13 protein-coding genes are annotated in these 13171 nt (G+C 66.8%); 7 read left to right on the top strand and 6 right to left on the bottom strand.

Annotation, left to right across the window (positions count from 1 at the left end; all coding sequences use genetic code 11):
• Positions 1-78: 78 nt before the first annotated feature.
• From KBX26_RS02735 to KBX26_RS02750, 4 genes are all read right to left on the bottom strand, one after another.
• Positions 79-801 carry a creatininase family protein gene (locus KBX26_RS02735; protein ID WP_210864622.1) on the bottom strand — a complete coding sequence of 241 codons (723 nt, stop codon included), beginning with the start codon at positions 799-801 and terminating at the stop codon, positions 79-81.
• Positions 802-813: 12 nt separating this feature from the next.
• A complete protein-coding gene (locus KBX26_RS02740; RefSeq protein WP_210864623.1) occupies positions 814-1989 on the bottom strand; it encodes a hypothetical protein in 1176 nt (391 codons plus the stop codon).
• A gap of 316 nt (positions 1990-2305) precedes the next feature.
• On the bottom strand, positions 2306-2500 hold the full coding sequence (locus KBX26_RS02745; RefSeq protein WP_210864624.1) for a DUF397 domain-containing protein: 195 nt from the start codon (positions 2498-2500) through the stop codon (positions 2306-2308).
• Positions 2497-3405, bottom strand: a complete 909-nt coding sequence (locus tag KBX26_RS02750) for a helix-turn-helix transcriptional regulator (protein ID WP_282102132.1) — start codon at positions 3403-3405, stop codon at positions 2497-2499. The genes KBX26_RS02745 and KBX26_RS02750 overlap by 4 nt, the downstream gene beginning before the upstream one ends.
• A 402-nt stretch (positions 3406-3807) precedes the next feature.
• Between KBX26_RS02750 and KBX26_RS02755 the strand changes: the two genes are divergently transcribed.
• The 7 genes from KBX26_RS02755 to KBX26_RS32900 all read left to right on the top strand — a co-directional run bounded on the left by KBX26_RS02755 (position 3808) and on the right by KBX26_RS32900 (position 11528).
• On the top strand, positions 3808-4071 hold the full coding sequence (locus tag KBX26_RS02755) for a hypothetical protein (RefSeq protein ID WP_210864626.1): 264 nt from the start codon (positions 3808-3810) through the stop codon (positions 4069-4071).
• A 534-nt stretch (positions 4072-4605) separates the two neighbouring features.
• Positions 4606-5307, top strand: coding sequence for a GPP34 family phosphoprotein (locus KBX26_RS02760; protein WP_210864627.1), 702 nt, complete (start codon positions 4606-4608; stop codon positions 5305-5307).
• Between the two features lie 37 nt (positions 5308-5344).
• Positions 5345-6838 (top strand): APC family permease, encoded by a 1494-nt coding sequence (locus KBX26_RS02765; protein ID WP_210864628.1) that lies wholly within the window; start codon positions 5345-5347, stop codon positions 6836-6838.
• Positions 6839-6856: 18 nt separating this feature from the next.
• Positions 6857-7519 carry a GNAT family N-acetyltransferase gene (locus tag KBX26_RS02770; protein ID WP_210864629.1) on the top strand — a complete coding sequence of 221 codons (663 nt, stop codon included), beginning with the start codon at positions 6857-6859 and terminating at the stop codon, positions 7517-7519.
• A gap of 8 nt (positions 7520-7527) precedes the next feature.
• Complete coding sequence (locus tag KBX26_RS02775; protein WP_210864630.1) at positions 7528-8151, top strand: GNAT family N-acetyltransferase; 624 nt, start codon at positions 7528-7530, stop codon at positions 8149-8151.
• A 6-nt stretch (positions 8152-8157) separates the two neighbouring features.
• Positions 8158-9327 (top strand): methyltransferase, FxLD system, encoded by a 1170-nt coding sequence (gene fxlM / locus KBX26_RS02780; RefSeq protein ID WP_210864631.1) that lies wholly within the window; start codon positions 8158-8160, stop codon positions 9325-9327.
• Positions 9328-9641: 314 nt separating this feature from the next.
• On the top strand, positions 9642-11528 hold the full coding sequence (locus KBX26_RS32900) for a DUF4209 domain-containing protein (RefSeq protein WP_210864632.1): 1887 nt from the start codon (positions 9642-9644) through the stop codon (positions 11526-11528).
• Positions 11529-11547: 19 nt separating this feature from the next.
• Here the strand turns inward: KBX26_RS32900 and KBX26_RS02790 are convergent, their stop codons facing one another.
• Both KBX26_RS02790 and KBX26_RS02795 read right to left on the bottom strand, forming a co-directional pair.
• Positions 11548-12864: a hypothetical protein gene (locus KBX26_RS02790; RefSeq protein ID WP_210864633.1), complete on the bottom strand. Its 1317-nt coding sequence runs from the start codon at positions 12862-12864 to the stop codon at positions 11548-11550.
• Positions 12861-13166 carry a hypothetical protein gene (locus tag KBX26_RS02795; RefSeq protein ID WP_210864634.1) on the bottom strand — a complete coding sequence of 102 codons (306 nt, stop codon included), beginning with the start codon at positions 13164-13166 and terminating at the stop codon, positions 12861-12863. The genes KBX26_RS02790 and KBX26_RS02795 overlap by 4 nt, the downstream gene beginning before the upstream one ends.
• Between the last annotated feature and the right edge of the window lie 5 nt (positions 13167-13171).

Raw genomic sequence — 13171 nt, forward strand, 5'->3', positions numbered from 1 at the left:
ACATAGAAGCTTGCTAGACGACCAGCAGAGATCAAGGTTAGGCATGGCGAACGCGATCCGCGGGCCAGGGGTCGATGCTTAGGGCGAACGCTCCGAGTTGACCGCTGTGAGGTGACGGCCGAAAGCTTCGGCCAGGCTGTCGAGCAGCGCGCGTCCCTTCTCTGCGGTACCGGCCGATGGCTGGCCGATGACACCGGTTTTGGTGTAGGCGCTCATGCCGTGGACAAGGAGCATGTCCCGCTCGTCGGCGAAGTGGTCGCCTTGTTCAAAGCCAGCGCGGACAGCCTCCGGCCAGCAGTGCAGTAGAACCGAAACCTCCAGCTCGCCCGCATGCATGTCGCGATGCCCGTCAGTCTGGAGTCCGGCGGCGCCTCGTGCGCGGTCCCAGTCGGCCCGGCTCGGAAACAGCGTCATCGTCCCCGGGTTGCGCGCGTTCGCAGTCTGCACGATGTTGCTAAGTACGTAGTTGCCGCCGTGCCCGTTGACGATCGCCAGCCGCGTGATCCCGCTGCCCGCCAGCGAAGCCTGGACGTCTTCGACCACGGCCGACAGCGTCTGATGGCTGATGCTGACAGTGCCGGGCCAGGCGGCGTGCTCGTGCGAGCAGGAGATAGTGATCGGCGGCAGCACCAGTACGTCATGCCGCGCTGCAATGGAGGCCGCGATTGCTGAGGCGACGACTGTGTCCGTCGTCAGGGGCAGGTGCGATCCGTGCTGCTCGAAGCTGCCGACCGGAAGCACCGCAACGCTGGGTGTGCGGGCAGTAACCTCCGTGCTGGTGGTCATCGGGATCAGGTCCACGCACCCATCTTGTCACCGACCGATGACCGCGATGCGATGAGCGTCGACGAAGGCCCTCACGGGAGCGAGCGTTCGGTGTTGGCGCAACGCGATCGCGAGTGGCTGAGACGCCCGGACCGCACGAAATGAGCCAGTCCTGCCAGCCATGTCTAGTGCGCTCATGCCGTAACTCGCCGCCCGCTCAGGGTCGTCGCGCAGGTAGCACTCGCCGAGGTAGGCATACCAAATGCCAGCGTCGAGCAGGGGCACCGCGTCATCACCGGCTAGGAGTTCGTCGAGAATCGCCACGGCCGAGAGCGGGTCACCCAACAATTGTCGACAGCGCGCCTCGGCGGCAGCGACGTAGCGCAGGTCGCAGTGGCTGGCGAACTCGTCCTCGCCGTCGTCGGCGGCTAGCTGGAGGGCACGGCGGGCGGCAGCAATCACCGTATTGGTGTCGTCGTCACCGCTGGTTGCCAGCGCTTCAGCCAGTCGCGTCAAGCACAGCGAGTGTGTGCGGGGCGGCACAGGGCGATGGCCGAGTGATCGGCGGGACAGTTCGATCGCAGCGCGGACGGCACCGTCGTCGAGCGCGCGCTGGCTTTGGCGCATGAGGATATATGCGCCAAGCAGCTGGTCCCCAGCTTCCCCCGCGCGGCGCTGTGATCGGTCCAACCACGACCCGCCGTCGGAGGCCCCAATGTTGTCAGCGATCCAGCTCATGAACTCCGACAACCTGGCATCTATGCTCGCTAGTGGCGATCGGCCGCCCTTGCTCTGCAGCTGGTCGAGGATCTCGAGATGTCGGCGGACCTTGATACCGAGCTGCGGGGTTACGTAGGGGTGGGCCTGCTGTGTGAGGTGGTGAAGTTCGCGTAGCCATACCTCGACTGCGTCGGGCCGGCCGGTGATGAAGGAGTCATCGACGCGCGAGTCGGCCAGCGATGTGGCTGCCTCCGGCAGTAGAGCGCAGGGCTGGGACATCGCGTCAGCCGAACGGCGTGGGCTGTACAGGCCGAGTCGAGCATCGTTGGCGGCGGTCAACACATCGCGGAGGGCAGCGCGGCGCTCGATACTGGGCCACCGGTGCTCGCCGCGTTCGAGCTTGCCGACCCAGCGAGAGTCGACGTACTGGGCGGTCATGTCCCGGCCCGGATAAAGCCGGTCAAGGCTACTGTTTACGGCATCGGCAAGCTCAGCACGCGACATGTGCTGACCACGCCGATTCGGCGACGGCCAGGACCTTCTAGCGTCACTGAGAAGAGTATTCGGTTCGATGATCGCTTCAGGGTGGCGCGGCACAAGCTACCTCCACGACACATGAGCCTCTATCAGTCTGTGATGGCGCGATGACGCTCTGGCATTCACGTTCAGCATCCCAGCACCAGCATTCGCCGCGCGACCCCGCCACCAAATCACACGCCAGCCAGATCCTTGTTGGATCAGCTGACGCTGCGCCATAGAAGCGCGACGCTCGCATGTCGCAAGCTGATCCAGCGGCTCATGGACAGCCCCAGAGCCAGGATCAGCGGCAGAACGCGCCGGCGCGGAGCCCGCCAGTGAAGGCGCTCCACGTAACCGTGCGGAATTCCAGTATCGGGCCGGTGACGTCCTTCGAGTCGCGTACACCGATGGTGCCGTCGACGGCGTTGGCGACCTCGAAGCAGTTGCCGTCGTCGCTGCGGGTGGACTTACGCCATTTCGTGTATCGCGGGGTCACGCGGAGACTCCTTTGATGGGTGACAGGCCCTGCGCCGCGACACGGAGCAGGTGAACGCTGATGTCGGGCGCAAGCGCGGCGGCCTTCAGCCGACTGTGCAGGCTCAGATAAGGCTGGACCTCGTCCGGCTCTGTGTAAATCAGATCACTCGTGAGCGTGTCGGCGGCGACAGCTACCGAGTCCGGCGTGTCGCGGTAGCGGTAGATCGAGTACGCGGACCTGGGTGCGCTGTGGCCCTTGATGGAGGCGCCAATCGGCAGCACGCGGACGGTGACGGTTGGGTGTCCTGCGCAGACGGCGACGATGTGCCGGATCTGGTCGGCGACGATGTGCGGGTCGGCGGCGCTGCGTTGAATCGCGATTTCGTCGAGCACGACGTCGTAGCGCGGTCCGTCGACCGCGAGCAGCAGTTGCTGCCGGTACGCCCGGGCGGCGACGGCTGCTGCGGGGTCGAAGGTGTCGGCGTGACGGGCCGGGTCGCTCCGAAACCGGGCGTCCGCAAAGGCTGTCGTCTGGAGGAGGCCAGGCACCAGCGCCAGGGCGTACTCGGTAATGGTTTTGGTACCGCTCTCGAGATCGGCGTAGGTGGCTTGCCGGGTGCCCATCCGCTCCGCGTCAGCCATCCACCAACCGTGTGCCCAGCCGTCGGTCGCGGCCTCCATGATGGCGCTCCGCCGCTTGGCGCCGACGGACAGGTAGTCACAGATCGCGCTGACCAGGTCGATGTCGGGACCGAGGTGCCCATTTTCCAAGGCGCTGAGCTGTTGTCGCGGAAAGCCGACGGCGCGTGCGAGTGGTTCGGCCGTCATGCCGTGCTCGTTGCGTAGGCGCCTGATCTCGCGTCCAAGCCATCGCCGTCGGACAAGCGGACTGGGTTTGGTCACCGGCAGCCTCCACGGCTTCATCTCGAGCCGCCGACCATGCGACCGGGTCGGTGAGCCCAATGTAACCCCGATAAACGGGAGAAGGATCTTCGCTGTAGCCCTGTGCAGGCACGAATGTCCAGCTCAGAGCGCGGTCGGACCGGAGGTCGGTACACGAGGTCGGACCAGAGGTCGGCATTCCCAGGTGTGCAGCATTCCGTGATCGTTGATTCGCAATCAGTTATCCGCCGGTCGGCCACAGCCCACTTGGCGGTTGCTCGATCGCCCGAGATCCACCGAGGCAGGTGCCTGCGACGGCACCACTCGGTCGAGCAGGGTGCAGGGCCCGTCACGTCCCCCCGTACGAGACGGTCCCTGCACCCGCCGGACAGGTGCGCGGCAGGGCCGGGGAGGGTCCGGCCGCGCACCACCAACTGAGGGGAGATGACGGTGGCGAAACGATTCAAATGGTTCGTCCCGGCCCAGGACGGTCGGCAGTACCGGCCGTTCGGCATCGACTGCGAGGGCGCGGCGACGCTGTTCGGTCACCGCGGCGGATGGAACCGAACCGGCGTGGGTGGCCCGGATCAGCCATCAGCTCGTGAGCTCGCCGCTGAAAACCGCGCCTTCTGGGCCGGTTCTGGTCTGCCGCCCATCGACCAGCAGAACACTCTCGGCTCACGCGCCGGCGAGAAGTTCTCATCGTGAACGTCCCCCGCACTCTGGCCGCCATGGAGCCCGGGACCCTCCTGAGGCTCGGCCCCGACGATTGGTCTTTCGGGCGGGACCTGACCCCTGGCACGCCTGTCGACGTTGTCGTCGCCTGGCTTCGCACTGACCTCGCGCACCTAAGCGACGAGTGGGTGTGGGTGCGCGGCCATCAACCCCAGTGCGACTACCCACAGGTTGATCTACACCCGGCCTGTATGGAGCTACGCGTCAGCGTCGCCGCGCTGCGCCGGATTGCGGAGACGCTGTGACCGGCACCGACGAAGGCGCCCGCCCCGTCGACCGTTTCGAGTCGGCCCGTCTGACGGTGCTCCAGCACATGGGTGACGGCACCTGCTTCCACTGCAGCGACAGCGAATGCCCACAGCACGCCTGGGCCGTGGAGGAGCTCACCCACCACGCCGGGGGTCGACACCTCCTCTGCCAGCTCGGGCTCCTGCCCGCCGCCGATAACTCAGCTCTGAGAGGCGAGCCGCGGTGAACAGACCACCTGACGCAGCCGATGAGCAGGCCATGCCCGCCCAAAATGAGCCGGCACCGCCGCGTCGGCCGGTAAGAGCCATCGGTACCGCTGCCGCAGTCAGCCCTCGCATCGCCGACGAATTCTTCTACATGGCGCACGACGACCAGACTGGCCGGCCCCGCCTCTTCGACACGGCACTGGCCTCGGGCCTCGCCGCCGCGCTGATGGTCGAGCTGTACTACGAACGCCGCATCACGTTCGAGCACGGGAAGGTCGAAGTCCTCCAGCGTTTCCCGCCGAAGGACTGGCTGCAACACCTCGTCCTCGACCAGTTGATCACGCAGCCACAGCACACCGACACCCGAACCTGGCTGGCCTTCCTAGCCACCACCGCCTACGAGCAGGTCGCCACACGCATGTGGCAGGTCGGGCTCCTTCAACAGACGCAGGTCAGCCGGCTCTGGCGGCAGCGCACCGTCTACGTCCCGACAGACATCAACACTGCCGCCTGGTCGTGGGCCCGGCTGTCTCAGCAGGTGCGCAACTACCGCCAGCTCGACCACTTCGACATCGCGCTGGCCGGCCTGACGCTGCACACCCAGCTGGACACAGCCCTGCTCGACGGCGCGCCATACAGCGCTCAGGCGCACCTGCGCCAACTGGTCAACCAATCGTGGCTACCGCTACGCGACCTCCTCGCCGACCTCAGCAGCGTCATCGGCGCCGGCGTTCTCAGCCACCGCACCTCCTGACGTGCGTGCACAGATCACCCCGAACGAAAGAGAACCCATGCCTCACTCGAGACCTGACACGGTCACAACTGTCCTGGCGCGCGGCCGACTCGGGATCCCCTCCGTGGTGTTCTTCGTGATCGCCGCAGCCGCGCCACTCACCGTCATCGCCGGCGGAGCAACCACCGGGTACGCCGTTACCGGTGTGACAGGCATACCCGTGTCGTACCTGGTCGTCGCCGCCGTACTCGCCATGTTCGCAGTCGGCTACGTGGCCATGTCCCGGCGGATCGTCAACGCCGGTGCCTTCTACACCTACGTCACCCACGGACTCGGCCGCCCAGCCGGCGTCGCCGCAGCCATGGTCGCGCTACTGGCCTACAACGCCATGCAGATCGGTCTGTACGGCGGGTTCGGCGCGGTCCTCGCCCAGTTCCTGCAGAGCCGGTACGGCTGGGACACCACCTGGTGGCTTTGCGCGCTGGTCGCCTGGGCCATCGTCGCCGTGCTCGGTCTCCTGCGCATCGACCTGAACGGCAAGGTCCTGGCGGTGATGCTCGTCGCCGAGTGCGCCGTCGCCCTCGTCTTCGACGCGGTAATGCTCGGCCACCCCGCCAGCGGGACGGTCGCTTTCGACACCCTCGCCCCGTCGCACATCTTCGCCGCCGGGATTGGTGCGGCACTGGTAACCGCGATCACGGGCTTCGTCGGCTTCGAGGGCACCGTCGTCTTCAGCGAGGAGACCAAGGACCCCCGACGGACCGTACCGCGTGCCACGTACATCGCCGTGGCGCTCACCGGCCTGCTCTACGGCCTGTCGGCGTGGGCCATGTCCGTAGCCACCGGCCCCGACAAGATCGTGGACGCTGCCCGGGCCGACGGGACCGACCTGATCTTCAACCTCGTCTCACCGCACCTCGGCACGAGCGTCGTCACGATCGGCCGGATCCTCTTCATCACCAGTCTGTTCGCCGCGCTGCTGTCGTTTCATCACACCGTGGCCAGGTACCTGTTCGCCCTCGGGCGTGAGCGGGTGCTCCCCGCCGCACTGGGTCGGACCAGCCGTCGCACCGGCGCGCCGAAGATCGGCTCGATCATCCAGAGCGTCGTCGCGGTGGTCGTACTCATCGGCTACGCGGCGGCGAATGCCGACCCGATCGTCCACCTGTTCTTCTGGGTCACCGTGACCGGTGGTCTCGGTGTCCTGGCCCTGATGACCGTGACCTCTGCCGCGGTGGTCAGCTTCTTCGCCCGCATCAGGCACGGCGAGGGGCCGTGGCGGGCCGTCGTCGCACCGCTGATCGCTACGATCGCGCTGACCGCGATCCTCGTCGTCACTCTGCAGGAGTTCGACACCCTCCTGGGTGTTCATCCGCACTCGCCGCTGCGCTGGCTCTTTCCGGCCGCGTACGCCATCGTCGCCCTCATCGGCGCGACCTGGGCGCTGATCCTCCGCGCGGCCAAGCCAGACGTCTACAGCGCCATCGGCCTCGGCCCGGAGAGCGCCACCGCATCCCTCCGCAGCCCGACCATCGTCCGCCAACCGGCCTGACCCCTGCCAGGAGCTTCAATGACCGACATCAGCACCGGCGTGACGATGCGCCAGGCAACCCTAGGCGACACAGAAGGCTTGATTCCAGTTCTCGCCGAGGCGTTCTTCGACGGGCCCGTCGCCGACTGGCTGGTCCCTGACCCCAACGACCGCCGGGCCGTCTACCGGAGGTACTTCGAGCTGGCCCTCAACCACGCCCTCGACAATGGCCACGTCGACACCACCGCAGACCTGTCCGCCGTCGCGATCTGGTACCCGCGCCCCGAACGCTCGCCCAAGGGATCGCTGGAGCACCCTGCCTCGCTGGAAGCAGCCACTGGGGTGTACGCACCGAAGTTCGCTCTTCTCGACGCAGTGTTCGAGGCATATCACCCGAGCGAGCCACACCACTACCTCGCCTACGTCGCCGTCAACCCCGAGCAGCAGAACCGTGGGATCGGCGCCGCGTTGCTGAGCCACCACCACCGCCAGCTCGACGCGCTCGGCATGCCCGCGTACCTCGAGGCCAGCAACGTCCGCAACCGCGAGCTGTACGTCAGACTCGGGTACCGGGCGGGACCGCCGATGATCCTTCCCACCACCGGGCCGACGATCTGGCGGATGTGGCGCGGGCAACCGAATGCCGCCCGGCCTGAGGGCTTCGCCGGGAGTGGATTGCTCCCGCGCCGGAGTGCCAGGTGACCCCCGCGGTGTCGACCCTGCTCGCACGACCCGCTCAGCCCAGCGATGTAGCGGCGATAGCCGCTCTGCTGACCCGAGGTCTCGCCGAGGACCCGGTGGCTGAGTGGCTTGTGCCCGACCCAGCCGAGCGGCAAGGCGTCTTCCAGGGACTGCTGGCGATGGAGGTCGACCACGCCGTCGAGTGGGGCGATGTTGACGTGTTGCCGGACATGAGCGGCGTGGCTGTGTGGCGCCGTCATCCGGCCGACGACGCGCCCGTCTTGTCGGATCATCACCTGGGTGCCTTCACGAGGGGAGGCATGCCTCGGTTCCGGCAGCTCAGCGCCCTGTTGAACAGCTATCAGTCCGACGCGCCCCATCACTGGTTGGCACGGCTCTACGTGGCGCACGACTGCCGCGGGCAGGGCGTTGGCACCGAACTGCTCGCCCGTCACCACCAGGTCGTCGACCAACGCGGGTTGCCAGTCGACGTAGTGGTGACGAACGAGCGCGCGCGGGATTTCCTGACCTCCCACGGCTACGTCGCCGGGCTGCCGCTGTACCTGCCCAGCGGGCCACGACTCTGGCCACTGCGCCGGTCCGGTCTGAAGAGCGCGCGGTCAGACCACGCCAGCCGGATTGAGGAGGCGTGATCTGCCGTGGCCGAGGACATCAATCGCATATCCGCCGTCGAGGTTGCGATGCGCCGAACGCCGCGCCACCTGTTCCTCCCCGGCGTACCGATGCGGCAGGCGTACGCCGATGAGACCGTCGCCGCCAAGACCGACGCCCACGGAACCTCGATCAGCGCGCCCTCACAGCCGCGGATCGTGGCCATGATGCTCGAACAGCTCGCCGTACGCCCCGGCCAGCGAGTCATGGAAGTCGGGGCCGGCACCGGCTACAACGCTGCCCTCCTCGCAGCCATCGTCGGTGACGCCGGACGTGTGGTCACGATCGACGTCGACGAGGACCTCGTCGAGAAGGCGCGCAAACACCTCGCAGCAGCGGACGTCACCAACGTCGACGTGGTGCACGGCGACGGGGCACTCGGCTACGCCAAGGGCGCCCCTTACGACCGGATCATCGCGACCGTCGGTGCCCATGAGGCACCGACGGCTTGGCTAAAGCAGCTCAGCGCCGGCGGACGACTCGTCGTCCCGCTACGCCTACGGGGCGCGGCGTCGCGTTCGATCATCTTTGAGAGGTCCGACGGCGGCTGGCGTGACCAGGGCAGTGAGCTGGCCGTGTTCACGCCGCTGCGCGGCATCGGCGACGACGCCGGCCGACTCGTCTCCCTTACCCCAGAGCAGGACGTGATCCTGCAGGTGCACAACGATCAGGACGTTGATGCCGCGGCACTCGCCGGCGTACTCGAAACCGAGCGTCGCAAGATCTGGACCGACGTGTTCTTCCCGCCGATGGTGCCGTACGAGTGGATGGACCTTTGGCTGGCCTGCCGCCTCGACAACGCCATCATGCGGATGAACGTGCAACCCACGGCCGTGGAACGCGGTGTCGTCACGCCGATGTTCGGGTGGGGCGCGATGGCGACCACTCGCGGCGCGGACCTCGCCTACCTCACGACCAGGCCGACGCCGGCCAGGCCAGACGGCAGCAGACTTTACGAGGTGGGCGTCATCGGCCACGGGCCCGCCGGGCGGGACCTCGCACACCACGTCAGCGCGGAGATCCGCACCTGGAATGCCACCTACCGCTCTCGGAGAGTCTGCTTCGGAATTCCTGACGCTCCCGTTGAGCCGGACCCCACGGTCGGACGGTTCGTCCTGGCCCGCTCGCATCACCCCATTACCGTCACCTGGGAATGAGCCGGACGCGCACAGATGCCGCTGTGGCGCTTCCCGCTCCCGCTCCTCGCCCGATTGCCGGGCATCAGATTGTTGCGTGGATCTTGCAGTGGCACGCGTCCGCCTAGCAGCAGGTGAATCCACAGCGCCACTGCGCCGTGAGGAGCCGTCGCCGAACGGCCCGTTCGCACTCGCCGCCTGTCGGTGACCACTGACGCGCCGATCGTGGGACGCTAGAAAGATATTGCGGCAAATCGTTCGTCACGAGACGATGACGGTCGAGGTGCCGGGGCGAGAACACGGTTCGCCATCAACTTGAAGGATCAAGGACCACAGTGACCAATACTGCTCCGCCCGGCGATACTGCGGCCGAGCCGATCGACCCGGCCTGGTGGGCAGCCGCGTTGGGGGACGATAGCAGTGACGCTGGCCCGTCACTTGACCATCTCCAGCTCTCGATCGACCTGACACGGCTAAAGGCGCAGGCCGAGTCCGAGGTTGGTAAGGAAGGCATCCGCACGCGGGTTCTGGACGTGCTCGCGAAGGCCACCTCGCCAATGCTCGTCCCGGAGAACTGGAATGAGCCGTACGTGCCTGTCTTCCAATTCGGAGAGGGCCGTTCGGTCGCTCCATCCGACTTGGAAGACGCGGATTTGCAACTGCTGGCGCGGCTCGTCCCTTTGATCGAGGCCCCGGCGCTCAGGGCGAGGGTCGCGGACATCGCATGGACGTATGGCAACCGGGGCGAGCGCGAGCTACTCGCCACCGCTGTCGAAAGTTACCGCGCGCATCCATTGGACCACGGCACGTGGTATCACCTCGGCCGTGACAGCTGGCGCCGCGCATTGGAGCTCTCACTACGCTGCGGCATGCCGGGGCGCCCCGCAGTAGAGGCAATCGCGGCGGATCTAGTCGGATTCTTGCGCGTGGAGGACGCTGGCGCCGGCTTCATGCTGACTGAGGTCGCCGCGCTACTCGCACTGATCCGACCGACCGCCCGGACGCACGCTCGTGAAGTGGCCGACCGGTTCGTGGTCGTCGCCGCCGACGTCAGCGGCAACCATCGGCTCCAGCGTGCTTACGAGCGCGCAGCAGCCGACTGGTTCATGCGATCAGGGGAGACTGAACTTGCTCATGCTTGCGTGCATCGTGTCGCCTTGGCCTACGTAGAAGAAGCCGCCGAGCGGCTGCGCGAGGACCGTGGCGCTCTCACGGTTGGAGTCTTCCTCGAAAAGGCCGTTGCAACCCTGCGTGGGATCCCGCGGGCGTACCGTGCCGCGCACGGCCTCGACGCGCTGCTCGCACAGCTACGCGAGCAGCTGCGCGACGCGCGTGAACTGACCCTGGAACAGATGGTCCGCATTCAGTCGGATCCGATCGATATCGCTCGCTACATAGAGCAGACGCAGCGAGCGGTCACCGGCAAGTCACGCTTCGAGGCGCTCGTCACTCTCGCTGGCTTCTTGCCAATCAGTGATCCGGCAGCACTGATGGCCGATGGCCGTTCGCAGCTGCAGGGCAGCCTGTCGCGGCTCTTTGGCAGCTCGACGTTCAGTGCTGATGCCCGCAAGGTCGCCACCCGCAACGGCAGCGGAACCGAGACGATCACCGATGACGAGGTCTTCGCTCATGTGGTCCGATCATTTACGTGGCGCATCGGGCTCCTCACACAAGCTGTAATCCACCCCGCGCTTGAGATGCTCCTGCTGGAACACCGCTTCGATCTCGCCTTCCTCGCCGAGATCTGCACCGACTCGCCGCTGGTTCCGCCCGAGCGCGAGTACTTGTGGGCGCGTGGTTTGTGGCACGGACTGTCCGGAGATTTCCCGTCGGCCATCGCGCTGCTGGTGCCGCAAGTCGAGCAGCTGTTACGCCACCATTTCAAGACGCACGGAGTTTTCACACTCTTCGTAGACGACCACGGCATCGAGTCGGAAAAGAGCATCAGCGCGCTGCTGGAGATGCCTGACGCCGAGCGTCTACTCGGGGCGGGTTGGACCCTGGAGCTACGTGCCCTGCTATGCGAGCAACTCGGTCCGAACCTCCGTAACGAACTGGCGCACGGACTGCTCACCGATGCTCAGGCATGGGGTACCGCCGCCGTCTACGCTTGGTGGCTGTGCCTGCGGCTGGTGCTGCTGCCCTATCTGCATACCGGCACCGGCCCGCCACCTGAACGGGCAGATCCGACAGAACCGGGTGAGAATCAGCAGCGGCCCTGAACCACATCCTCCCGCTCGTTCAGACGGCTGGACGGTCCGGCCGAGGAGCCCACTTGCCGCCGTCCAGCCAGGCGTTGGCTCCTACCTCGGCCTGCGGGAACGGCGTCGTGTTGTGGCCGCGGGTGCCGAGGTCGGGGCGTTCTTTGCGTTCCTGCTCGTCGATCTTGATCAGGTCTGACATGGCTTCGACGTGCCGGCGCTCCGCGTCCAGCAGGAAGGTCACGAAGTCCTTCACCACGGCCAAGAGGGCCGCTTCCGGGTTCGAGCAGGACGAGAAGAGGCCGTTGACGGCTTCGATGTAGCCATTGAGGGCTTCGATGAGCTTGCCGATGTGCTGGTAACCAAGGCCCGCGTACGCGTTGCGAAGGCCTTCCAACATGCTCGCGGCCTTCTTGCCCTCCTCGGCCAGCCACCGCGTCTGGGTCTCGAGCTGGAGCAGGTAGGCCGAGGCGCGTTCGGCGTACTGGCTGAACGCCTGTGAGGCGCTGCCCTCCCAGTACAACTTGAGGTTCTTCAGCTCACCGTCCATCTCGGCGCGCAGCTCGGCGTAGGTGCCGGCGGCCGAGTGCACCAGGTCGGCGCGGTTCCAGATTAGCTTGGGCGCGGAGCGCCAGGCGTGGACCATCAGGTCGCTCAGCGGGAGGCGCTGGCCGGTGCCCAGCTCGATCAGGATCGCCTCCAGCTGGAGCAGCGTGTCGCGGTGCTCGTGGATGAACGTGTCGAGTTGGTCGCCCTCACCGTTCTCGTAGTGGGTGGTCCGGCCGCCGGAGAAGCCCAGGTTGTTGCCGTCGGTGCTGCCGATGGTGATCGGCTCCTCGACCACGCGCGTGCGCGGCAACCTCTCGTTGCGGGTGGCACCCAGCCGATCGTTGCCCTCCGGGATGATCAATACTGGCTCGTCGCCGGGGAGGTGACGCTCGCGTGGCTGGGAAAGGATGCCAGCACCGCCCGGACGCACCCGTACGCTGCTGCCGTAGCCGTCGCCGAGCGGCAGGTATGGGCCCAGGTCCCGGTTGAACACGTCGAAGTTCGTGGTGACGTCCAACTCGGTGCCCTCGTAGTCGGCGGCGATCTGCATCAGCCCGTCGGCGATGCGCTCCATCTCGTTACGGGCAATGTTCGCCTCCGACAGCCTGCTACCCAGGGCCGTCGCCCAGTCTCGGTTGAGCTTGTCGGATATCCCCTCGAGCGTGCCCCAGGCAGCAACCGGGACCGCACCGACGTCGCCGAGGTAGCGGCGAACAGCACTGTAGGTCACGGCGTCCTCGTAGCGCTCGACGCCGAAGGCCACCAGTGCCCGTGATTCGACCCGCAGGGCCGACGTGTCCGTGGTCATCCCCCGTGCCTCTCCCCCTGTGTCGGCTCGACCGGCGTGAACAGCTCCGCGCCGAGGGGCGAGCCGAAGTAGTCAATGCGCAGCTGGCGGTACTGCCGCCGGTGATCCGCCACTGCCGCGAGCAGGGCCGTCCGAATCTCGGACGCCACCTGGTCTGGACTGCATCGACGCAGCATCCCGGGCCGAATCTCGACCTTCAGATCGGCGTCGTGGTCCCGAACGACCGTCACCCAACCATTGGCGGAGACACCTTCGGCCCTGATCCGGGCCACGTCCGCGAAGTAGCGCTCCAGCTTGCCCACGGCGT

This window comes from Micromonospora sp. C97 (genome assembly GCF_018070385.1).
Classification (GTDB): domain Bacteria; phylum Actinomycetota; class Actinomycetes; order Mycobacteriales; family Micromonosporaceae; genus Micromonospora; species Micromonospora parva.

Coding starts and splice junctions, on each gene's coding strand:
- KBX26_RS02740 (WP_210864623.1), bottom strand. CDS start 1,989: ATGTCGCGTGCTGAGCTTGCCGATGCCGTAAACAGTAGCCTTGACCGG.
- KBX26_RS02750 (WP_282102132.1), bottom strand. CDS start 3,405: ATGAAGCCGTGGAGGCTGCCGGTGACCAAACCCAGTCCGCTTGTCCGA.
- KBX26_RS02755 (WP_210864626.1), top strand. CDS start 3,808: ATGACGGTGGCGAAACGATTCAAATGGTTCGTCCCGGCCCAGGACGGT.
- KBX26_RS02760 (WP_210864627.1), top strand. CDS start 4,606: ATGCCCGCCCAAAATGAGCCGGCACCGCCGCGTCGGCCGGTAAGAGCC.
- KBX26_RS02765 (WP_210864628.1), top strand. CDS start 5,345: ATGCCTCACTCGAGACCTGACACGGTCACAACTGTCCTGGCGCGCGGC.
- KBX26_RS02770 (WP_210864629.1), top strand. CDS start 6,857: ATGACCGACATCAGCACCGGCGTGACGATGCGCCAGGCAACCCTAGGC.
- KBX26_RS02790 (WP_210864633.1), bottom strand. CDS start 12,864: ATGACCACGGACACGTCGGCCCTGCGGGTCGAATCACGGGCACTGGTG.